The sequence below is a fragment of the Oerskovia gallyi genome (genome assembly GCF_014836745.1).
GTDB lineage: Bacteria > Actinomycetota > Actinomycetes > Actinomycetales > Cellulomonadaceae > Oerskovia > Oerskovia paurometabola.
Genome location: NZ_JACSQE010000016.1, coordinates 1 through 20,063 on the forward strand (window position 1 = coordinate 1; position 20,063 = coordinate 20,063).

General features: G+C 71.5%; 16 protein-coding genes and 1 pseudogene. 7 read left to right on the forward strand and 10 right to left on the reverse strand.

Annotated elements, in window-relative coordinates; genetic code table 11:
* From H9640_RS17235 to ctaE, 5 genes and pseudogenes are all read right to left on the reverse strand, one after another.
* Positions 1 to 76 (reverse strand): annotated as a pseudogene (locus H9640_RS17235) (superoxide dismutase); the annotation flags it as partial.
* Positions 77 to 250: 174 nt separating this feature from the next.
* Positions 251 to 1,963: a cytochrome bc1 complex cytochrome b subunit gene (gene qcrB, locus H9640_RS17240; protein ID WP_191792014.1), complete on the reverse strand. Its 1,713-nt coding sequence runs from the start codon at positions 1,961 to 1,963 to the stop codon at positions 251 to 253.
* Positions 1,960 to 2,991 carry a cytochrome bc1 complex Rieske iron-sulfur subunit gene (gene qcrA, locus H9640_RS17245; RefSeq protein WP_307824113.1) on the reverse strand — a complete coding sequence of 344 codons (1,032 nt, stop codon included), beginning with the start codon at positions 2,989 to 2,991 and terminating at the stop codon, positions 1,960 to 1,962. Before qcrA ends, qcrB begins: the two co-directional genes overlap by 4 nt.
* Entirely contained in the window at positions 2,988 to 3,767 is a 780-nt protein-coding gene (gene qcrC, locus H9640_RS17250) for a cytochrome bc1 complex diheme cytochrome c subunit (protein WP_191792015.1), read from the reverse strand. The genes qcrA and qcrC overlap by 4 nt, the downstream gene beginning before the upstream one ends.
* Before the next feature lie 81 nt (positions 3,768 to 3,848).
* On the reverse strand, positions 3,849 to 4,499 hold the full coding sequence (gene ctaE, locus H9640_RS17255) for an aa3-type cytochrome oxidase subunit III (protein WP_191792016.1): 651 nt from the start codon (positions 4,497 to 4,499) through the stop codon (positions 3,849 to 3,851).
* Positions 4,500 to 4,836: 337 nt separating this feature from the next.
* Between ctaE and H9640_RS17260 the strand changes: the two genes are divergently transcribed.
* Together H9640_RS17260 and trpD are read left to right on the forward strand one after the other, a co-directional pair.
* A complete protein-coding gene (locus tag H9640_RS17260) occupies positions 4,837 to 5,292 on the forward strand; it encodes a hypothetical protein (RefSeq protein WP_225227406.1) in 456 nt (151 codons plus the stop codon).
* Positions 5,293 to 5,378: 86 nt separating this feature from the next.
* A complete protein-coding gene (trpD, locus tag H9640_RS17265; protein WP_191792093.1) occupies positions 5,379 to 6,434 on the forward strand; it encodes an anthranilate phosphoribosyltransferase in 1,056 nt (351 codons plus the stop codon).
* 119 nt (positions 6,435 to 6,553) lie between these two features.
* Here the strand turns inward: trpD and H9640_RS17270 are convergent, their stop codons facing one another.
* Positions 6,554 to 6,835 (reverse strand): Lrp/AsnC family transcriptional regulator, encoded by a 282-nt coding sequence (locus tag H9640_RS17270; protein WP_138824253.1) that lies wholly within the window; start codon positions 6,833 to 6,835, stop codon positions 6,554 to 6,556.
* On the reverse strand, positions 6,829 to 8,679 hold the full coding sequence (locus H9640_RS17275; protein WP_191792017.1) for a DEDD exonuclease domain-containing protein: 1,851 nt from the start codon (positions 8,677 to 8,679) through the stop codon (positions 6,829 to 6,831). Before H9640_RS17275 ends, H9640_RS17270 begins: the two co-directional genes overlap by 7 nt.
* 115 nt (positions 8,680 to 8,794) lie before the next feature.
* On the opposite strand from H9640_RS17275, the gene H9640_RS17280 reads away from it, so the two are divergent.
* Complete coding sequence (locus tag H9640_RS17280; RefSeq protein ID WP_191792018.1) at positions 8,795 to 10,456, forward strand: NYN domain-containing protein; 1,662 nt, start codon at positions 8,795 to 8,797, stop codon at positions 10,454 to 10,456.
* Between the two features lie 146 nt (positions 10,457 to 10,602).
* Here H9640_RS17280 and H9640_RS17285 read toward each other — a convergent pair whose 3' ends face one another.
* The gene (locus H9640_RS17285) at positions 10,603 to 12,414 is read right to left on the reverse strand and encodes an AMP-dependent synthetase/ligase (protein ID WP_191792019.1); all 1,812 of its coding nucleotides are present in this window, start codon (positions 12,412 to 12,414) and stop codon (positions 10,603 to 10,605) included.
* A gap of 261 nt (positions 12,415 to 12,675) precedes the next feature.
* Between H9640_RS17285 and H9640_RS17290 the strand changes: the two genes are divergently transcribed.
* Positions 12,676 to 13,623, forward strand: coding sequence for an ROK family glucokinase (locus tag H9640_RS17290; protein WP_191792020.1), 948 nt, complete (start codon positions 12,676 to 12,678; stop codon positions 13,621 to 13,623).
* 129 nt (positions 13,624 to 13,752) lie between these two features.
* Here H9640_RS17290 and H9640_RS17295 read toward each other — a convergent pair whose 3' ends face one another.
* Complete coding sequence (locus H9640_RS17295; RefSeq protein WP_191792021.1) at positions 13,753 to 14,328, reverse strand: hypothetical protein; 576 nt, start codon at positions 14,326 to 14,328, stop codon at positions 13,753 to 13,755.
* 60 nt (positions 14,329 to 14,388) lie between these two features.
* Here H9640_RS17295 and H9640_RS17300 point away from each other — a divergent pair, with 60 nt between their 5' ends.
* The 3 genes from H9640_RS17300 to H9640_RS17310 all read left to right on the forward strand — a co-directional run bounded on the left by H9640_RS17300 (position 14,389) and on the right by H9640_RS17310 (position 17,867).
* Entirely contained in the window at positions 14,389 to 15,180 is a 792-nt protein-coding gene (locus H9640_RS17300; protein ID WP_225227407.1) for a lysophospholipid acyltransferase family protein, read from the forward strand.
* Between the two features lie 88 nt (positions 15,181 to 15,268).
* Complete coding sequence (locus tag H9640_RS17305; RefSeq protein WP_191792022.1) at positions 15,269 to 16,507, forward strand: pyrophosphate--fructose-6-phosphate 1-phosphotransferase; 1,239 nt, start codon at positions 15,269 to 15,271, stop codon at positions 16,505 to 16,507.
* A gap of 7 nt (positions 16,508 to 16,514) precedes the next feature.
* Entirely contained in the window at positions 16,515 to 17,867 is a 1,353-nt protein-coding gene (locus H9640_RS17310; RefSeq protein ID WP_191792023.1) for a class II 3-deoxy-7-phosphoheptulonate synthase, read from the forward strand.
* Positions 17,868 to 17,987: 120 nt separating this feature from the next.
* On the opposite strand, the gene pknB is transcribed toward H9640_RS17310, so the two are convergent.
* Complete coding sequence (gene pknB / locus H9640_RS17315) at positions 17,988 to 19,994, reverse strand: Stk1 family PASTA domain-containing Ser/Thr kinase (RefSeq protein ID WP_191792095.1); 2,007 nt, start codon at positions 19,992 to 19,994, stop codon at positions 17,988 to 17,990.
* Between the last annotated feature and the right edge of the window lie 69 nt (positions 19,995 to 20,063).

The window sequence follows — 20,063 nt, forward strand, 5'->3', positions numbered from 1 at the left end:
CCATGATGCGGCCGGAGATGTGGGGCTCGAGTGCGCCGTAGTCGTACGACAGCTCGGGAAGGGTGTAGACAGCCATGCCGGTGTGCCTCCTGGATCGGTGCGCCGCACCGCGCAGGTGCGACATCTGTGGCGAAAGGTTCGGTCGGTGCGAACCGAGCGAACACGACATCCGTGGAACGCGAACGACCCGTGAGATGTTCCGGCGGGTGCCGGACCGTCTCACGGGTCGTTCTGCTCCGAGGGGAGCGGGTCAGTGCTTGGTGCTGCCGGTGTCGTCAGGGCTGACGATGTGGCTGCCGCCGCCGACCGCCGAGCCGGACTCCACGGCGGGCGTGGTGTCCGCGGCGCCGAGCGCGTCGTGCTCGCCGTGCGAGTGGGACGCGGCCACCTCCGAGGGGGTCACGGGCTCGACCCGGTCCTCGTAGAAGAAGCGCGACAGACGCTGCATCCGGCGGTCCTTCTTGTAACCCTTGCGGCGGACACCGCGAGAGTCGGTCGCCGGCTCGATCTCCAGGGGAGCGTGCGCCGTGTAGTTCACACGGAGCCAGCGCTCCTGGTCGTCGAGCGGACGGTGGACCTCGATGTACTCACCGTGCGCGAAGCGCACGATGCGGCCGGTCTCGTGGCCGTGCAGGACGAGCTCGCGGTCCTTGCGCTGCAGCCCGAGGCAGATGCGCTTGGTGATCCAGAAGGCGATCACCGGGCCGACGAAGAGCAGCACACGGAAGACCCACGTGATCGCGTTGATCGACAGGTGGAAGTGCGTCGCGATGAGGTCGTTCGACCCGGCGAGAGCCAGGATGATGAACGCCGTCAGGAAGCCGACACCGAGGCCCGTGCGGACCGGGACGTTGCGCGGACGGTCGAGCACGTGGTGCTCGCGCTTGTCCTTGGTCACGGCGGCCTCGAGGAACGGGTAGACCGCGAGGAACGTGAACAGCAGGCCCGGGATCACGACCGCGGGGATCAGGATGTTGAGCGAGAGCGTGTAGCCCGCGATCACGTACTCGGTCTGCCCGGGCATGAGTCGTAGCGAGCCCTCGAGGAACAGCATGTACCAGTCGGGCTGAGCACCGGCCGAGACGGGGGAGGGGTCGTACGGTCCGTAGTTCCAGACGTTGTTGATGGCCATCGTGGCGCCCATCGCGGCGATGACGCCGAACACCACGAAGAAGAAGCCACCAGCCTTGGCGACGTACACGGGGAACAGCGGGAAGCCGACCACGTTGGCGTTGGTGCGGCCGCCACCGGGGTACTGCGTGTGCTTGTGCAGCACGACGAAGAACAGGTGGAGGGCGACGAGCGCCAGGATCAGGCCCGGGACCACGAGGATGTGCAGCGTGAAGAGCCTCGGGATGATGTGCTCGCCCGGGAACTCGCCACCGAAGATGAAGTACGACATGTACGACCCGATGATCGGGATCGACTTGACGACGCCGTCGGTGATGCGCAGACCGTTGCCGGAGAGCACGTCGTCCGGGAGCGAGTAGCCCGTGAAGCCGGCGGCGAGCCCCAGGATCATCAGGAGGAACCCGACCATCCAGTTGAGCTCACGCGGCTTGCGGAACGCCCCGGTGAAGAAGACGCGCATCATGTGCGTCACGATCGCGGCCATGAAGAGCAGGGCCGACCAGTGGTGGATCTGACGCATCAGCAGACCGCCGCGCACCTCGAACGAGGTGTGCAGCGTCGAGGCGAAGGCCTCGGACATGAGCTGGCCGTTCATCGTGGCGGGCTCACCGTGGTACGTGACCAGGCCCATGCTCGGCACGAAGAACATCGTCAGGAAGAAGCCCGAGAGGATGAGGACGACGAACGAGTAGAGGGCGATCTCGCCCAGGAGGAACGACCAGTGGTCCGGGAAGACCTTGCGGGCGAACTCCTTGACGGCCCCGGCGATGCCGGTCCGCTGGTCCAGATAGTCTGCGGTCGCTTCAGCGGGTCCCGCGGTGCTGGTGCTCACTTGAGGCGCTCCCAGTAGCTCGGTCCGACGGGCTCCAGGAAGTCGCTCTGAGCGACCAGGTAGCCCTCGTCGTCAACGGTGATCGGCAGCTGAGGGAGCGGCCGCTTGGCGGGGCCGAAGACGACCTTGGCGCCGTCCGCGACGTCGAAGGTCGACTGGTGGCACGGGCACAGCAGGTGGTGCGTCTGCTGCTCGTAGAGCGCGACCGGGCACCCGACGTGGGTGCAGACCTTGGAGTAGGCGACGATGCCGTCGTACGACCAGTCCTTGCGGTCCTCGGCCTCCTTGAGGTCACGAGGGTCGAGACGGACCATCAGGACGATGGCCTTGGCCTTCTCGGAGATCCACTCGTGCGAGGTGCGCACCTCCTCCGGCACGTCGGGGATGACGTGGAAGGCGCTGCCGATCGTGACGTCCTCGGCCTTGATCGGGCGGCCCGAGGGGTCGAGCGCGAGGCGCATCTTGGGCTTCCAGAGCGTGTGGCGGAACTTGTTGACGTTCCAGTCTCCACCCACCTCGGCCACGAGGGGAACAGCGATCGCGAGCGGGAAGAGCGCGAGGGCGGTGACGACCGCGCCCTTGAGCACGCCACGACGGGCGATGCCCGAGTCCTGGGCACCCTCGGTCAGGGCCTGCACGGCCTCGGCGCGGACGGCGTCCGAGCTGCGCTGGGCGTGCCGCTCGTCGACGTGCTCGTGGTCCGACATGAGGGTCTTGGCCCAGTGGACCGCTGCGAGACCGATGCCGAGCAGCGAGAAGGCCAGGCCGAGACCGATGATCAGGTTGGCCGTGCGGATCCCCGCGATCGAGGTGTCGTCGGGCAGCGCGAAGAACGCGACCAGCATGCCGATGGTGCCGATGATCGAGATCGTGAAGAGGATCACGACCTGCTTCTCGGCACGCTTGGCGGCCTGGGGGTCACGGTCTGCCATCCGGCTCTTGTGAGCCGGGATACCCGGATCCTGGAAGCGGTCGAGCTCGCGCCCGTCCTGCTTGGTCAGGTCCGTCGAGTTCTGGTTGTCGCTCACGACGACTTCGCTCCGATCCACACGGCGGCGCCGATCAGTAGACCCATGCCCACGATCCACACCCAGAGGCCCTCGCTGACGGGGCCGAGAGAACCAAGGTCCAGCCCACCGGCGGAGCCCTCACGCTGCTCGACGAGGTACGCGATGACGTCGCGCTTCTCGTCGGGCGTGATGTTCATGTCGTTGAACACCGGCATGGACTGCGGGCCGGTCTGCATGGCCTGGTAGATGTTGCGCTCCGAGGTGTCCCACAGCGCGGGCGCGAACTTGCCCTCGGACAGGGCGCCGCCCGCTCCGACGGCGTTGTGGCACATCGCGCAGTTGGTGCGGAAGACCGCAGCACCGTTCGACGGGTCTCCGAGCGCGGCGTCGACCTGCTCGTCCGTGGGGATCGCCGGGCCGGCGCCCAGGGAGGCGACGTACGCGGCGAGCTGCGCGGTCTGCTCCTCGTCGAACTGGCGCGGCTTCTGGATGGCCTGGGGGCCTTCCATCTGCATGGGCATACGACCCGTCGACACCTGGAAGTCGACAGCGGCCGCTCCCACGCCGACGAGGGACGGAACGGTGTCCGACCCCTCGGCGTTGGGGCCGTGGCAGGTGGCGCAGTTCGCCTGGAAAAGCTTCTGGCCTGTCTCGATGTCCTCGGTGCTGGCGGTGTCAGCGCTGGCTGGACTCGGGGCAAAGGCGGCGTAGACGCCGCCGGTGACCAGCAGCGCCAGCAGCAGCAGCACGACCGGTGCGAAGCGGTGGTGTCTGCGGGCGGCGAGTGCCTTCACGAAATGATCCTCGTCTCGCAAGTGGGGGGTGCAGGGGGCAGATGTGGTTGTCCGGGCATCGGTGCCGCGGGCGTCACCGCGTCAGCGGAGGATGTAGATCACGAAGAAGAGTGCGATCCACACGACGTCGACGAAGTGCCAGTAGTAGGACGTCACGATGCCGGTGGTGGCCTCGTGGTGCCCGAAGTTCTTGGCGGCGAAGGACCGACCGAGAAGGAACAGGAAGGCGATCAGACCACCCACGACGTGGAGTCCGTGGAAGCCCGTTGCCAGGAAGAAGACCGAGCCGTAGGGGTGCGACGAGATGGTGAGTCCCTCGTGCACGAGCTCGGCGTACTCGTAGACCTGACCGCCGATGAAGAACGCACCCATGAGGTACGTGAGCGTGATCCACTCGTTCATCCCCCACCGGTTGACCTGGAAGATCGATCCGGTGCGGACGGGCTGGAAACGCTCCGCCGCGAGGACACCCAGCTGGCACGTCACGGAGGACAGCACCAGCACCGACGTGTTGATCACGGCGAAGGGGATGTTGAGCTTCTCGGTCTGAGAAGCCCACTCCTCGGCGGGTATCACCGATCGTGCGGTGAAGTACATAGCGAACAGTCCAGCGAAGAACATGAGCTCGCTGGCCAGCCACACGATCGTCCCGACCGAGACAGGGTTCGGTCGGTTGACGCTCACGTGCTGGTGGGCGTGGGGGGCAGCCGTTGCGGTCGACACATCAGCCATTATGGCCGACGTGGGCGTGCTTTGGACCACCGATCCGGGGGGTGGCGCGCGGCAAATCTCACAAAGTCTCCAGATTCTCCCACCAAGCCCTGCACTTCATGACGGATCACGGGGAAGTGCCATGAAACGGCGGGAATTCGGGGGTCGTGACCACGGCCTGGAACGCCCCTGTCCGTCGCGGCGCGCGAGGATGTCGCCCGGGCGTCCGACGTGCCAAGATGCCCAGGAGTGCTGTGCCTCCGGCTCGGCGATCGCGGTGGTCCACCACCGCACGACCGGCAGGCACGAGCAGGCTCGACCGGGAACCGGACGAGACCCGAACCAGAAGGAGGCGACGATGACGTCGACGACGAACGGCCTGACGACCACCACCACGGAGCAGGACGCGCTCTCCGAGGTCGGGCCGGTCCAGGCCGTGCGCGCGCCGCACATCCTGCTCTACAGCGACGACGTGACGGTGCGCGAGCAGGTGCGCCTCGCCGTCGGGCGTCGCGTGCGGGCGGGAGCTCCCGACATCGTCTGGAAGGAGGTCGCGACCTCCACCGCGGTCGTGGCCGCGGCCGACGCGGGCGGCTGGGACCTCCTGGTGCTCGACGGGGAGGCCGACAAGGCCGGCGGCATGGGCCTGTGCCGCCAGCTCAAGAACGAGATCTTCCGGTGCCCGCCGGTTCTGGTCCTCACCGGCAGGCCGCAGGACGGTTGGCTAGCATCGTGGTCGCTCGCCGACGAGGCCGTCCCCCGGCCGTTCGACGCCATCGAGCTGCAGCGAGCGATCGTCTCGCTGATCGAATGACCTCATGAAGGGCAGATCCCGTGACCACGACACCGGGCACTCCGGCAACCGTCCCGTCCGTCCTCGCACCCCAGGGCGCCTCCCTGGTGCCTGAGCAGACGGCGCCGTCGTGGCCGGGTCTCCTGTCCGAGCTCATCGCGGGTCGGGAGCTGACCCCGGAGCTGACGGCGTGGGCCATGGACATGGTGCTCTCGGGAGAGGTCAGCCCCGTGCGCCTCGCGGCCTTCCTCGTCGCACTGCGCTCCAAGGGCGAGACCGTGGGCGAGCTGCGCGGCCTGGCCGACGCGATGCTCGCCCACGCGACCCGGTTCACGGTGCAGGGGCCGGCGGTGGACATCGTCGGGACCGGCGGCGACCGTGCGCACACGGTCAACGTCTCGACCATGGCCGCGGTCGTGATCGCGGGGACGGGCGTCCGCGTCGTCAAGCACGGCAACCGGGCCGCGTCGTCGTCGTCGGGCTCGGCCGACGTGCTCGAGGTCCTGGGCATCCGCCTCGACCAGTCCCCGGAGCGGGTCACGCAGCTGGTCGAGGAGGTCGGCATCACGTTCTGCTTCGCGCAGGTCTTCCACCCCTCGTTCCGGCACTCGGCGGTCGCGCGCAAGGAGCTCGGGATCCCGACGGCGTTCAACTTCCTGGGTCCTCTGACGAATCCCGCCCAGCCCGCCGCGACGGCCGTCGGGGTCGCGGACGCGCGCATGGCCCCGCTCGTGGCCGGTGTCTTCGCGTCGCGCGGCACCTCGGCCCTGGTGTTCCGGGGGGACGACGGGCTCGACGAGCTCGCGGCGACCGGCACCTCGACGGTGTGGGAGGTGCGCGACGGCTCCGTCACGACCAGCTCGCTCGACGCTGCGGCCGAGCTGGGCCTGCAGCGGATCACGGTCGAGGACCTGCGGGGGGCCGACGCGAGGTTCAACGCCGAGGTCGCACGACGCGTCCTGGCGGGCGAGGCCGGGCCCGTGCGGGAGACGGTGCTGCTCAACGCCGCGGCCGCACTGGTCGCGGACGCGAGCCTGCCCGGCACCGCCGAGGGGACGCTCGTCGAGCGTCTGCGCGCGGGCATGGCCCACGCGGCGACGAGCGTCGACTCGGGTGCGGCGGCGGGCGTGCTGGAGCGCTGGGTCGCCGCCTCGACGCGATGACGACACACGCTCGCCGCCCCGGGTGACGGGGCGCCGACGGGCACCCGTCGGTGGCGAGCGGCGACGACGAGGGCGGGGCGCGGACGGGGGACCGTCCACGCCCCGCCCTCGTGCAGTGGTCAGTCGTCGAGCCCCAGGGCGAACGCCTGCTCGAGGTCGACGTCGGAGTAGGCGCGGAACGCGATGAACGTCTCGGTGCGCAGCACGCCCTCGATCTTGCTGACCCGGTCGGCGATGACGTCGGCGAGGTCGTCGTGCTCCTTGACGCGGACCATGGCCACGAGGTCGGCCTTCCCGGTGACCGAGTAGACCTCGCTGACACCTCGGAGCGAGGCGACCTGCGAGGCCACCTCGGGGATGAGGTTCGGTTCGGTGTCGATCAGCACGATCGCGGTCAGCATGGGTCCTCCGTCGGGTCCGAGGCGCGGGGCTCGTCGTTCGACGAACCGGGGTCCAATCTAGCCTCGACGTGCTGGGCGACGCGCTGCGCGGTGCGGTCGCGGTCCGCGAAGGCGCGCGCCGAGCGGACGGGCCAGGCGAGCGGGTGCGTCACGTCGACGAGCCGGACGCCGGGCTGCTCGAGCCAGCCGAGCACGAGCTCGGCCTCGTGCGGGTGGCACGCGGGCGCAGGGGCGACGGGCGGCGCGACCTCCTCGGCCGTCGCGACGAGGGCCTCGATGGTGGGCCACGGGTCGGCCCCCGGGGCTGAGACCCCGGTCGCCGCGAGGCGGGCGTGGCGCACCACGACGATCTCCCACCCGCCCCGGTCGAGGGGCTTGGCCGCCACGAGCTCGGCGCACTCCGCGAGCGGCCCGAGCCGTTGCGCGCGTCCCGCCCCGAGCAGGAACGCCTCGAGGCGCGCGGTGACCTCGGCGGCCTGCTCGTAGCGTTCGTCGGCGGCGAGCGCGGCGATCCGCGCGGTCAGGGGGTCGACGACGTCGCTCGGGTCCGCGAGCAGCGTCCGGCGGGCGCGTCCCACCACGGCGGGGTAGCCCTGCGGCTCCTGTGCTGTCGTGCAGGGCGCACCGCACCGTCCCATCTCGGCCAGCGCGCACGCGCTGGCCCCCGGGGAGGGCAGCAGCGGCAGGCGGGGCGTGCACTGGCGCAGGGGGAGCGCGTCGTGCAGCGCGTCGATCGCCTGCTGGGCCTGGCGCCGTGACGAGTAGGGGCCGATGTGCGCGGCGTCGGGCCTGACGTCCTGGACGATCGAGAGCCGCGGGTGGTGCTCGCGCGTCAGGCGCACCCAGCTCATGCGCTCGGGAAACTTGGAGCGACGGTTGTAGCGGGGCGAGTGCTCGGCGATGAGCCGCAGCTCGCGCACCTGGGCCTCGAGCACGGTCGCGCACACCACGGGCGTCACGGCGTGCGCGATGCGCACCATCTCGGTCATCCGGCTGCGCTTCTCGGCGGCCGTGAAGTAGCTGCGGACCCGGCGGCGGATCGAGGTGGAGGTGCCCACGTACAGGACCTCCTCGCCCGGTCCGCGGAACAGGTAGACCCCGGGGGCGTCGGGCAGGCCGTCGGCGAGCGTGCGCTTGCGCCGCACGTCCGGCGGGACGGGGTCCGTCGCGGTCGCGAGGTCCTCGAGGTGCGTGATGCCGAACGGGGCGAGCCGTTCGAGCAGGGCGTGCAGGACGTCGACCGTGGCGCGCGCGTCGGCCAGCGCCCGGTGCTCGGGCGTCACGGCCGCGTGGAAGAGCGCGGCGAGCGTCGAGAGCTTGTGGTTGGGGGCCTCGTCGCGGGTCACGACCCGACGGGCGAGGGGGACGGTGTCGAGGACCTGGTTGCCCGGCCAGTCGTAGCCCGCGTCGCGCGCGGCAGCCTTGAGGAAGCCGATGTCGAACGGTGCGTTGTGCGCGACCAGGACCGCTCCCCGGGAGAACTCGAGGAACGAGGGCAGCACGGCCTGGATCGGGGGCGCGGTCGCGACCATCGCGGTGCTGATCCCGGTCAGGCGGGCGATGAACGCCGGGACGGGGGTGCCGGGGTTGACGAGGGTCTGGAACTCACCGAGGACCTCCCCGCCACGGACCTTGACCGCGCCGATCTCCGTGATGCCCGACGAGGCGGGCGAGCCGCCCGTCGTCTCGAGGTCCACGACCACGAACGTGACGTCCTGCAGGGGGGTGCCCAGCTCGTCGAGGCCGAGCTGGACGGGGATGCTCCCGGGGACGACGTCGGGGGTGAACGAACGGACCGAGAGCTGCGGGGGAGCGGCCGAGGCTGCGGCGGTCGGGGACGACATGGGCCCGAACGTACCCGGGGGCACCGACACGGTCGGTGGCGGCCGCGCGGGACGCGGTGCACGCCCGCGCCGCGCCGTCAGGACCCGACGCCCCGTTCGCCCGTAGTGTTGACCCATGGATGGGACGAGTCGGGACAACAAGGACGCTGTGCCGCGCTCGGTCGAGATCCCGGGTGCGTCCGCGGGGTCGTCTCCGGAGGGTGACGTCGCACGTCCGCCGGTCCCGCCCGAGGTCCGCACCCAGCTCCTCGAGCTGGCCGCGCGCGTCCTGGGCGCGTGGGACCCCGCGACCGTCCCGGTCGCGCTGCGCCGCGTCAGGACGTTCGCGCCGCGCCGGCGCGCGGCATCAGGAGCGGTGCCGCTCTGGCAGGCGCTCGAGACGAGCCCGTCCTTCCGGTCCGCGGTCGCGGCCGCGTGGAGCGCCGCGCACCCGTCCGAGGCGCGCGAGCTCGTGCCCGACGGCGCCGCGACCACCGCGACGACCGGCCCCGACACGTCGGCCGGGCCGGGCGACGACGAGCGGGCCCCCGGCTCGGGCGCCGTCTCGCTCGACCGGGGGACCGAGCCCCTGGTCGCCTCCGCGGAGCCGGCGAGCGCGACGCGGACCGTGGGCGAGGTGCCCGCTCCGGCGCCCCGCGCCGCTCCCGACCGCACGTCCGCCCCCGAGGCGAGAGGCGCCGTCGGGCAGGGCGGGGAGCTCGTCTCCACGGCCGAGACCGCCCGCGGCGGGGCGGGACGCGCCCTGGATCTCGCCGTCGGCGCGTTCCTGCTGCGTCCCGACGGCTGGGAGGACTACCTCGACCGGGCGCTCCAGGACGCCCAGGAGCGCGAGCAGGAGCAGCGCCGGGCCCAGGAGGCCGAGCGGGCCGTGACCGAGCGCGACAGGGCCCTTGCCGAGCTCGACGCAGCCAGGCAGGCCGCGGCCGCCGACCGTGCCGCGCTCGAGGAGGCCCGTGCGGAGCTCGCGACCCTGCGTCGTACCGAGCGCAGGCTGCGCTCGGACGCCGACCGTGCCCGCTCCGAGGCGCGCGCCGCCCGCGCCGAGGCCGACGCGCGGACGCAGGCCGCCGAGGCGCTCGCCACCCAGGCCGCCGCCGAGCGGCGCGAGGCCGCGGTCGCGCTCGAACGCGCCCACGCTGCCCGCGACGAGGCCCGCACGCTCACGCATACCGGGGCCGAGCTCGCCAACGCTCGGGCGCGACTGCTGCTGGAGACGGTCGTCGACGCAGCGGTCGGGCTCCGCCGAGAGCTCGGGATCCCCCCGACCACGCTGCGGCCCGGCGACACCGTGGCTCCCCTCGAGGTCGACGCCGCTGGCCACGGCACGGGCAGCACGACGCGACCGGGCTCGCGCGGGCGCGCGGGCGACGACCCGGCGCTGCTCGACGACGTGCTCGCCGTGCCCCAGATGCACCTGATCGTCGACGGGTACAACGTCAGCAAGACGGGTTTCGGCACGCTCACGCTCGCGCAGCAGAGACGCCGCCTCGTCGACGGGCTCGTCCGCATCGCCTCGCGCACGGGCGCCGAGGTCACGTGCTGCTTCGACGGCCAGGAGCTGGGCCACATGCCGCCCGCGAGCACGCGCGGGGTCCGGGTCCTGTTCTCGTCGGGGGAGATCGCCGACCACCTGATCCGGCGCCTGGTCGCCGCAGAGCCCGAGGGGCGGCCCGTGGCCGTCGTCACGAGCGACCGCGAGGTCGCCGACGACGTCCAGGCCATGGGCGCGGTGGCGATCGGCTCGCCCGCGCTCGTCGGGCGGCTCGCGCGGCTCTGACGGGTCGGCGGGCGCGTCACCGTCGGTGGGCGGGGCGATCGTGATCGGCGGCCTCGCGACGGCGCGAGAACGGCCGGCCCCCCCTGGTGGGGACCGGCCGTCGTGCCCGTCGTGCCCGTCGTGCGGGCGTCTCAGGTCACGTCAGATCACTGCGCGGGCACGCCCGAGTAGATCGCGTCGACCTCGACCGAGAAGTCCTTGAGCACGACGTTGCGCTTGACCTTGAGCGACGGCGTCAGGTAGCCGTTCTCGACCGTGAAGTCCGTGGCCAGGATGGTGAACTTGCGGATCGACTCGGCGCGCGAGACGGCCTTGTTGGCGCGGTCCACCGCGGTGTCGAGCGCCGCGAGGACGTCGACGTCGAGCGCCGCGGCGTCGACGCTCATGGGTTCCTTGCCGTGCATCGCGAGCCAGCCGGGCAGGCCCTCGGGGTCGAGCGTCACGAGGGCGCCGATGAACGGCTGTCCGTCCCCGACGACGACGCACTGGCTCACGAGCGCGTGCGCGCGGATGCGGTCCTCGAGCACGGCGGGGGCGACGTTCTTGCCGCCCGCGGTCACGATGATCTCCTTCTTGCGCCCCGTGATGCGCAGGAAGCCGTCCTCGTCGAGCGAGCCCAGGTCGCCCGTGCGGAACCAGCCGTCGACGAACGCGTCGGCCGTGGCCTGCGGGTTGTTGTGGTAGCCCCGGAAGACGTGGTGGCCCTGGAGGAGGATCTCGCCGTCCTCCGCGATCTTCGCGCCGCAGCCGGGGAGCTGGGGGCCGACGGTCCCGATCTTGGTCGCCGTGGGGCGGTTGACCGACGTCGGGGCCGTGGACTCGGTCAGGCCGTAGCCCTCGAGGATGCGCACGCCGATGCCGCGGTAGAAGTGGCCCAGTCGCTCGCCGAGCGGTGCGCCGCCCGAGACGGCCCACTTGGTCTGTCCGCCGAGGGCTGCGCGCAGCTTCTTGTAGACGAGCGCGTCGGCGACCTTGTGCTGGATCTTGAGCCCGAGGCCCGGCCCCTTGGGGTCGTCGAGCGCGCGCGACCAGGCGATCGCGGTCGCGGCGGCCCAGTGGAAGATCTTGACCTTGCCGCCAGCGGCGGCCTTCTGCTCCGAGGAGTTGTAGACCTTCTCGAACACGCGGGGCACCGAGAGGATGTACGTCGGCTTGAACTCGCCGAGGTCCTCGAGGAGGGTCTTGGTGTCGGGGGTGTGGCCGAGCACCGTGCCACCCGCGACCACGAGCACGCCGATGAAGCGCGCGAACACGTGCGCGAGCGGCATGAAGAGCAGCGTGCGGCCGTTGGCCTCGGCGAAGACCTCGGGCAGGGCCTCGACCGCGTTGACGGTCAGCGAGTAGAAGTTCTCGTGCGTGAGCTCGGCGCCCTTGGGGCGGCCGGTCGTGCCCGAGGTGTAGATGATGGTCGCGACGTCCGCGAGGTTCGCGAGGCCCCGGCGGCGGGCGATCTCGTCGTCGGTGACGTCCTTGCCCGCCTCCTTGAGCGCGGCGATCCCGCCGTCGTCGATGACGAACACGTCGCGGAGCCCAGGGGCCCGGTCGCGGACCTCGGCGACGGTCGCGGCGTTCGCGGCGGACTCGACGACGAGCAGCTTGACGGCCGCGTCGGAGAGGATCCACTGGACCTGCTCGGCGCTCGAGGTCTCGTACAGGGGCACGGGGACGGCGCCCGCCGCCCAGGTCGCCCAGTCGAGCAGCGTCCACTCGTAGCGCGTGCGGGACATGATGCCGACGTGGTCGCCGGGCTCGATGCCCAGCGCGACGAGGCCCTTGGCCACGGAGACGACGTCGGTGTCGACCTCCCGCGCCGAGAGGGTCTTCCAGGGGGCGCCCGGCCCGCTCTTGACCTCGATCATGGGGAGGTCTGGCCCGGCGGCGACGCGGGTCGCGAAGAGGTCGTTGAGGTTGTCGAGAGGATCGACATCGATGATGCGCGGTGCGCTGAACTCGTCCATGCTGGCTCCAGTGGCAGAAGTCGACGGTGTGAGAACAGTACCCACAGGTCGCAAGTGTCGTTGACCGCCTCCGAGTCGGTACTCTTCATGGTGCTGTGCGCTGTTGCGCAAGATTTCAGGCCGTACCTGGGTGAAGACCGGGAGCGACCGGACTTCGGAGCCGACGGACGTACGCAGAACCGATGCCGAGGCGGTGCACAACCGTTACCGGCTGGTGTTCTCATCGGGAGTTCCAGACCGCTACGTGAGTGAGGACCTGACATGCATGCCATCGGAGTCGACATCGGCGGAACGAAGATCGCCGCGGGTGTGGTCGACGAGAACGGCACGATCCTCGCGCAGACGCGTCGCGACACCGAGCCCGACGACGTCGCGAGCATCGACGCGGCGGTCGCGGACGTCTACGCGGAGCTGTCCCAGGAGTTCCAGGTCGAGGCCATGGGCCTGGCCGCGGCCGGCTTCGTGAGCCCTGACCGCACGTCGGTCCTCTTCGCCCCCAACATCGCGTGGCGCGAGTACCCCCTCGCCAACAAGGTCCGCACGCTGATCGGCGACGACGACGTCAAGATCGTCGTCGAGAACGACGCCAACGCCGCCGGCTGGGCCGAGTTCGCGTTCGGCGCGGGCCGCGACGCCTCCGACATGCTCATGCTCACGGTCGGCACGGGGCTCGGCGGCGCGATCATCGTCGACCGCAAGCTCGTGCGCGGGCGCTGGGGCGTGGCGGCCGAGGTCGGCCACATGCGCGTCGTGCCCGGCGGTCACTACTGCGGCTGCGGCCACGAGGGCTGCTGGGAGCAGTACGCCTCCGGGAGCGCTCTCGTGCGCGACGGCCAGGCCGCGCTCATCGCCCAGCCCGACCGTGCGGGTGCCCTCCTCGAGCTCGCGGGCGGCGACCCGTCCAAGCTCAACGGTCCCCAGATCACGCAGGCCGCGCAGGCGGGCGACGAGCTCGCGATCGAGCTGCTCGCGACCCTGGGCCGCTGGATCGGCGAGGGGGCCGCGTCGGTCACGGCGCTGCTCGACCCCGAGCTCATCGTGATCGGCGGCGGCGTGGGTGCGGCGGGCGACCTGCTGCTCCAGCCGGTCCGCAAGGCCTTCGCGGACCAGCTCTCGGCCCGCGGCCACCGTCCCGAGGCGCAGATCGACCTCGCCCAGCAGGGCAACGAGGCCGGCATCGTCGGTGCGGCGGACCTCGCCCGCAGCTAGTCGCCCCGCCCGGCCACGGCCCCGCCCTCCACGTGAGGCCGGGGCCGTGCTGCGCGCGGGGAGCGACGTCGTCGGGCAGGGCAGTGCGTCCCGCCGGTCGCGCCGCTCGGGCCCGACGGCGCCGCACCCTCAGACGACGGCGCCCGGACCCGCGTGGTCGTCCTCGCGGCGGTGCGGCATGCGCCAGAGCAGCACGGCCAGGCCGGCGAGGAAGAGCCCGCCCGCGACCTGCGCGACGATCGTCGGGAAAGGTCGGAGCACGACCATGCCGACGAGCAGCAGGACCGGGATGCCCGCGACGAGGCCCCAGGCCATGGTCATGAGCGGGTCGCGTCCCATCCCGATCTCAGGGTCCGGGGGAGTGAAGTGGCTCTCGGCGTCCTCGAGGTCCTCGACCTCGGGCGTCGTCGGCCAGTCCCGAGGCCCCGGAGCCTGGACCCAGGGGGCGACGGGGAAGGTCTCGTGCAGGTCGCGCGGACCGGAGGGCGCCGTACGGGCCGTGCCGGCGGCGGACTCCGCGGCCGCGGACTCCGCCGCTGCGGACACGTCCGAGAGGTCCGCGACGATGTCGGCCCAGCGGGCGTCGACGTCGGGAAGGTCGTCGTGGGGAGTGCTCGACCCGTCGGTCGATCCACCGTCGGTCGGGTCGGTCGCGTCGTCCTTCCCGTCGTTCTCACCCTGCGGTCCTGCATTCGGTGCGGCCATGGGGTTCACTCTAGAGTCGGAAGAGCGCCTCGTGTTCGCGAGGGCCACCAAGGAGGAACGTTGTTCTACTGGTTCATGAAGCAGGTGATGGTCGGCCCCCTGCTCCGGCTGCTCTACCGTCCGTGGACGCGCGGTATCGAGAACGTCCCCGACGAGGGCGGCGCGATCCTCGCGAGCAACCACCTCGCGGTCATCGACTCGTTCATCCTGCCTCTCGTGCTGAACCGCAAGGTGCAGTTCCTCGGCAAGTCCGACTACTTCACGGGCAAGGGGATCAAAGGGCGTCTGACGGCCGGGTTCATGCGCGGCGTGGGGACCATCCCGGTGGACCGCGCGGGCGGCAAGGCCAGCGAGGCCGCGCTCACCACGGGCCTGCGCGTCCTCGGCGAGGGCGAGCTGTTCGGCATCTACCCCGAGGGCACGCGCAGCCCCGACGGGCGCCTGTACCGCGGCAAGACCGGCGTGGCGCGGCTCGCGCTCGAGTCCGGAGCGCCCGTGGTCCCCGTCGCGATGATCGGCACCAACATCGCACAGCCCATCGGCAAGGTCATCCCCAAGCCCATGCGCATCGGGATCGTGATCGGCGAGCCGCTCGACTTCAGCCGCTACCAGGGCATGGAGAACGACCGCTTCATCCTGCGCTCGGTCGCCGACGAGATCATGTACGCGATCATGAGCCTGTCGGGCCAGGAGTACGTCGACATCTACGCCGCGACGGCCAAGGCGCGCCTCGCCGCCGGGCCCGCCGCTACCACACCCCCGGCCTCGCCCGCAGCCCCTGGTGGCAGGCCGGTCCCGGACGTCCAGGTTCCGGAACCGCCGCAGGAAGAGCCCGCGCCGTCAGTAGACTGAGGGAGCAGGCCGTCCCGCTGCCCCGGGTGATCCCCGGCGTCGAACGACGCAGGCACGGCGGCATCCTTCAACGAGAGGCTCCTTTGCTATGTCTGATCGTCGGCAGGTCCGTCGCGTCGCACTCCTGACGGCCGGCGGGTTCGCCCCGTGCCTGTCCTCCGCCGTGGGTGGCCTGATCGAGCGCTACACCGAGCTCGCCCCCGAGGTCGAGATCATCGCCTACCAGCACGGCTACCACGGCCTGCTGACCGGCACCAAGATCGTCGTGGACGCCGAGACCCGCAAGAAGGCGGGCGTCCTGCACCGCTTCGGCGGCTCGCCGATCGGCAACTCGCGCGTGAAGCTCACCAACGCGAAGGACTGCGTCAAGCGCGGCCTCGTCCAGGAGGGCCAGGACCCGCTGCAGGTCGCCGCGGAGCAGCTCAAGGCCGACGGCGTCGACGTCCTGCACACCATCGGCGGCGACGACACGAACACCACGGCGGCAGACCTCGCGGCCTACCTCCACGAGAACGACTACGAGCTCACGGTCGTGGGCCTGCCCAAGACGATCGACAACGACGTGATCCCGATCCGTCAGTCCCTCGGCGCGTGGACCGCGGCCGAGGAGGCCGCCGGGTTCGCGCGCAACATCATCGGCGAGCACCGCTCGGGCCCCCGCATGCTGATCGTGCACGAGGTCATGGGCCGTCACTGCGGCTGGCTGACCGCCGCCTCGGCCGCCGAGTACCGCAAGTGGCTCGACACGCAGGAGTGGGTCCCGGGCATCGGCCTGACCAAGGAGCGGTGGGACATCCACGCGGTCTTCGTGCCCGAGCTCGCGCTCGACATCGAGGCCGAGGCCGCGCGCCTGCGTACCGTCATGGACGAGGTCGGCAACGTCAACATCTTCCTGTCCGAGGGTGCCGGCATGAACGAGATCGTCGCGCAGCTCGAGGCGTCGGGCGAGACGGTCGAGCGCGACCCGTTCGGCCACGTCAAGCTCGACACCATCAACCCGGGTGCCTGGTTCGCCAAGCAGTTCGCGGAGAAGCTCGGCGCCGAGAAGACCATGGTCCAGAAGTCGGGCTACTACTCGCGCGCCGCTGCCGCGAACGCCGAGGACCTGCGCCTCATCAAGTCGATGACGGACCTCGCGGTCGACTGCGCGTTCAAGGGCGAGTCGGGCGTGATCGGCCACGACGAGGAGAACGGCGACCGCCTGCGCGCGATCGAGTTCCCGCGCATCGCCGGCGGCAAGGCGTTCGACGTCTCGCAGCCGTGGTTCGGCGACCTGCTGGGCGAGATCGGCCAGCCGCTCGTGCCGGCTGCACCCGCGGAGCACTGATCCGCTGATGGCGACCACGACCGGCGCGGAGATCAGCCAGGGACTGGACGCGTTCCGTTCCCTCGTCGCGCAGCAGCAACCCACGTGGCCCGACGCCGCGGCCCTCGCGGACGTGTCCGCGCGGCTCGCGGCCTCCGCGCCGCTCGTGGTCCCCACCGAGGCCGACACCCTGCGCTCGCGGCTCGCCGCCGCGGGCCGGGGCGAGGCCTTCCTCCTGCAGGGCGGCGACTGCGCCGAGACGTTCGCGGACGCGAACGCCCTGCGCATCCGCAACAAGGTGCGCACCATCCTGCAGATGGCCGTGATCCTCACGCACGGCGCGAGCATGCCCGTCGTGAAGATGGGCCGGCTCGCGGGGCAGTACGCCAAGCCGCGCAGCTCGAACGACGAGACGCGCGAGGGCGTGACGCTGCCCGCATACCGGGGCGACATGGTCAACGGGCACGCGTTCACCCCCGAGGACCGCGTGCCGGACCCCGAGCGCCTGATGCAGGCCTACCGGATCTCCTCGGCCACGCTCAACGTGGTCCGGGCGTTCACCGGCGGCGGCTTCGCCGACCTGCGCCAGGTGCACGAGTGGAACCGCGGCTTCATGCGCAACCCCGCCTACGCGCGCTACGAGAGCACGGCCGCGGAGATCGACCGCGCGATCCGCTTCATGAAGGCGTGCGGCGTCGACTTCGACGCGCTGCGCACGGTGGAGTTCTTCGTGAGCCACGAGGCGCTCATCCTCGACTACGAGCGCTCGCTCACGCGCATCGACTCGCGCTCGGGCGACGCCTACGACACCTCGGGCCACTTCCTGTGGATCGGGGAGCGGACGCGCCAGCTCGACGGCGCGCACGTCGACTTCCTGTCGCGCGTGGCCAACCCGATCGGGGTCAAGCTCGGTCCGACCACGGCCCCCGACGACGCGCTGCGCCTGATCGACAAGCTCAACCCGGACGCGGTCCCGGGCCGGCTGACGTTCATCACGCGCATGGGCGCGGGCAAGATCCGGGACGCGCTGCCCGCGCTCGTCGAGGCCGTGCGCGAGTCCGGTGCCCCGGTCACGTGGGTCACGGACCCCATGCACGGCAACACCATCACGTCGGCCAGCGGCTACAAGACCCGCCGCCTCGAGGACGTCCTGGACGAGGTGCGCGGCTTCTTCGAGGTCCATCGCGCTCTCGGCACGGTGCCCGGTGGCCTGCACGTCGAGCTGACCGGTGACGACGTGACCGAGGTGCTCGGCGGCAGCGAGGAGATCGACGACGCGGGCCTCGCCCTGCGCTACGAGACCCTCGTGGACCCGCGCCTGAACCACCAGCAGTCGCTCGAGATGGCGTTCCAGGTCGCGGAGATGCTCCAGGCCCGCTGAGCCGGTGCCCTCCCGCGGGCAGGTCCTCCGCAGCTCGACCCCACGCAGCCCGACGGCGGCGCACCTGCAGGTGCGCCGCCGTCGGGCTGCGCCGTGGTGGGGGAGAGCGGTTCGGCCCGGTCAGAAGACGTTGATGACGATCGTCGACCCCTTGGGCGCGGTCTTTCCCGAGCCTCCCGCCGGGTCCTGCGCGTAGACGATGTTGAGCGGGCTGATCCCCTGGGGGTGCCGGATCTCGACCGCGAAGCCCGCGTCCTTGAGCATCTTCTCGGCCTCGGTGACGTTGCGCCCGTACGTGCTGGGGATCTCGACCAGCGGCGGGCCGAGCGAGATCACGAGCGCGACCTTGTCGCCCCGGTGCCCCTCGGTGCCGTTCTCCGGGGTCTGGCTGATGACCAGGCCTGCGGCGACGGTCTCCGAGTAGTCGTCGGTCGAGCTCGGGTCGAGGCCGAGGCCGGTGAGGGTCGCGAGCGCGGCATCCTTCTCGACACCCACGACCTGCGGGACCGTCACGGGGGCAGGGCCCTGCGAGACGGTCAGCACCGGGACGGTCGAGTGGGCCACGGAGCTGCCCTCGGGCTCGGACACGCCCGTCACGATCCCTGCCGGGACCGTGTCGCTGTACGCGTCGACCGGGTCGCCCACGGTGAAGCCGGCGTCCTTCAACGCCTCGGTGGCCTCGTCGAGCGGCTTGCCCACGAGGCCCGAGGGGATCTCGATCATCTTGACGCCGAGCGAGACCAGCAGATGCACCGTGCCGTCCTTGCGGACCTTCTTGCCCGCCTCGGGATCGGTCGAGATGACCGTCCCCGCGGCGAACGTGTCGTCGTAGGCCTCCGTGACCTCGTTGCGGAGGTCGACCGCGACGAGCGTCTGCTGCGCCCCGGCCTGCGGGGCTCCGACGAGTCCGCCGGGCACGACCGTGTAGGCCCCCGGGCCGCTCAGGAACCACCACGAGGCGCCCGTGACGGCGCCCACGAGGAGCAGGACGATCGCCAGACCCCACCACCAGCCGCGGCGGCGGCGGCGAGGACCGGGAAGCGGGTCGTCGCCCGCGCCGTCGTCGGGACCGGCGCCGTGCGCGGCGAGCGCGTCGCGGTCTAGTGCGAGGGTGTGCTGCGTGCCCGCGTCGACGACGACCGGGCGGGCGCCCACGAGGGCCGCCGTCGCGACGCCGAGCACGGCCGTGTCGGGGGAGCCGGCGCTCGGCGCCGGGTTGGCGCCGGCCGCCGAGGCGGTGCTCGGCGCCGCGGTCGACGAGCGCCGTTCGAGCACCGCGGGGTCGAGCACCTGCCGGGTCTGGCGGACCAGGGCGAGGGCAGCCGAGGCGTCGACCGGTCGGTCCTGCGGCGAGCGCGCCGCGAGGGCGCACACGAGCACGTCGACCTCGGCAGGGATCCACGGCTCGAGGTCGGACGGCGCCGGGACGTCGGAGTTGACGTGCTGGAACGCGATCTGAAGAGGCGTCTCGCCCGTGAACGGGTGCCGGCCCGTGAGCATCTCGTACGCGAGCACGCCCACGGAGTACACGTCGGTACGTGCGTCGCAGCGGCCCGCCGTGATGAGCTCGGGGCCGAGGTAGGCCACGGTGCCGAGAATGGTGCTCGTCGCGGTCGACGCGCCCTCGCTGACGGCGCGGGCGAGGCCGAAGTCCGCGACCTTGACCCGTCCGGACTCGTCGAGGAGCACGTTCTCGGGCTTGACGTCGCGGTGGACCAGCCCCTTGCGGTGGGCTGCGGCGAGAGCGTCCAGGATCTCCTCGAGCAGGTCGAGCGTGCGACCCACGCTGAGCGATCCCTCGTCCTGCAGGACGTGGCGGAGGTTCGTGCCGGGCACGTACTCCATGGTCAGGTAGCTGGTCTCGCCGTCGATCCCCTGGTCGTACACGGCGACCACACCGGGGTGGGCCAGTCGCGCGGCGGCGCGTGCCTCGCGCCGGAAGCGTGCGACGAACTCTCCACCGTCGGTGCCCTCCGCGAGGTGCGGGTGCATGACCTTGAGCGCGACCTCCCGGTCGAGGCGTCGGTCCACGGCCAGGTACACGGTCGCCATCCCGCCGCGCGCGATCCTGGAGACGACGTGGTACCGCCCGTCGACCAGGCGGCCGACGAACGGATCAGAGGTCATAGTTGCCACGTCGGAAGTCTAGGCGTCCTGGCGCACGGAACAGGTGAGGCCGTGCTCGGGCGGTGTGCG

Bases quoted from the DNA above. Each gene is read 5' to 3' on its own strand.
- ctaE (WP_191792016.1), bottom strand. From the start codon at position 4,499: ATGGCTGATGTGTCGACCGCAACGGCTGCCCCCCACGCCCACCAGCAC.
- H9640_RS17260 (WP_225227406.1), top strand. From the start codon at position 4,837: ATGACGTCGACGACGAACGGCCTGACGACCACCACCACGGAGCAGGAC.
- H9640_RS17270 (WP_138824253.1), bottom strand. From the start codon at position 6,835: ATGCTGACCGCGATCGTGCTGATCGACACCGAACCGAACCTCATCCCC.
- H9640_RS17275 (WP_191792017.1), bottom strand. From the start codon at position 8,679: ATGTCGTCCCCGACCGCCGCAGCCTCGGCCGCTCCCCCGCAGCTCTCG.
- H9640_RS17280 (WP_191792018.1), top strand. From the start codon at position 8,795: ATGGATGGGACGAGTCGGGACAACAAGGACGCTGTGCCGCGCTCGGTC.
- H9640_RS17285 (WP_191792019.1), bottom strand. From the start codon at position 12,414: ATGGACGAGTTCAGCGCACCGCGCATCATCGATGTCGATCCTCTCGAC.
- H9640_RS17290 (WP_191792020.1), top strand. From the start codon at position 12,676: ATGCATGCCATCGGAGTCGACATCGGCGGAACGAAGATCGCCGCGGGT.
- H9640_RS17295 (WP_191792021.1), bottom strand. From the start codon at position 14,328: ATGGCCGCACCGAATGCAGGACCGCAGGGTGAGAACGACGGGAAGGAC.
- H9640_RS17305 (WP_191792022.1), top strand. From the start codon at position 15,269: ATGTCTGATCGTCGGCAGGTCCGTCGCGTCGCACTCCTGACGGCCGGC.
- H9640_RS17310 (WP_191792023.1), top strand. From the start codon at position 16,515: ATGGCGACCACGACCGGCGCGGAGATCAGCCAGGGACTGGACGCGTTC.
- pknB (WP_191792095.1), bottom strand. From the start codon at position 19,994: ATGACCTCTGATCCGTTCGTCGGCCGCCTGGTCGACGGGCGGTACCAC.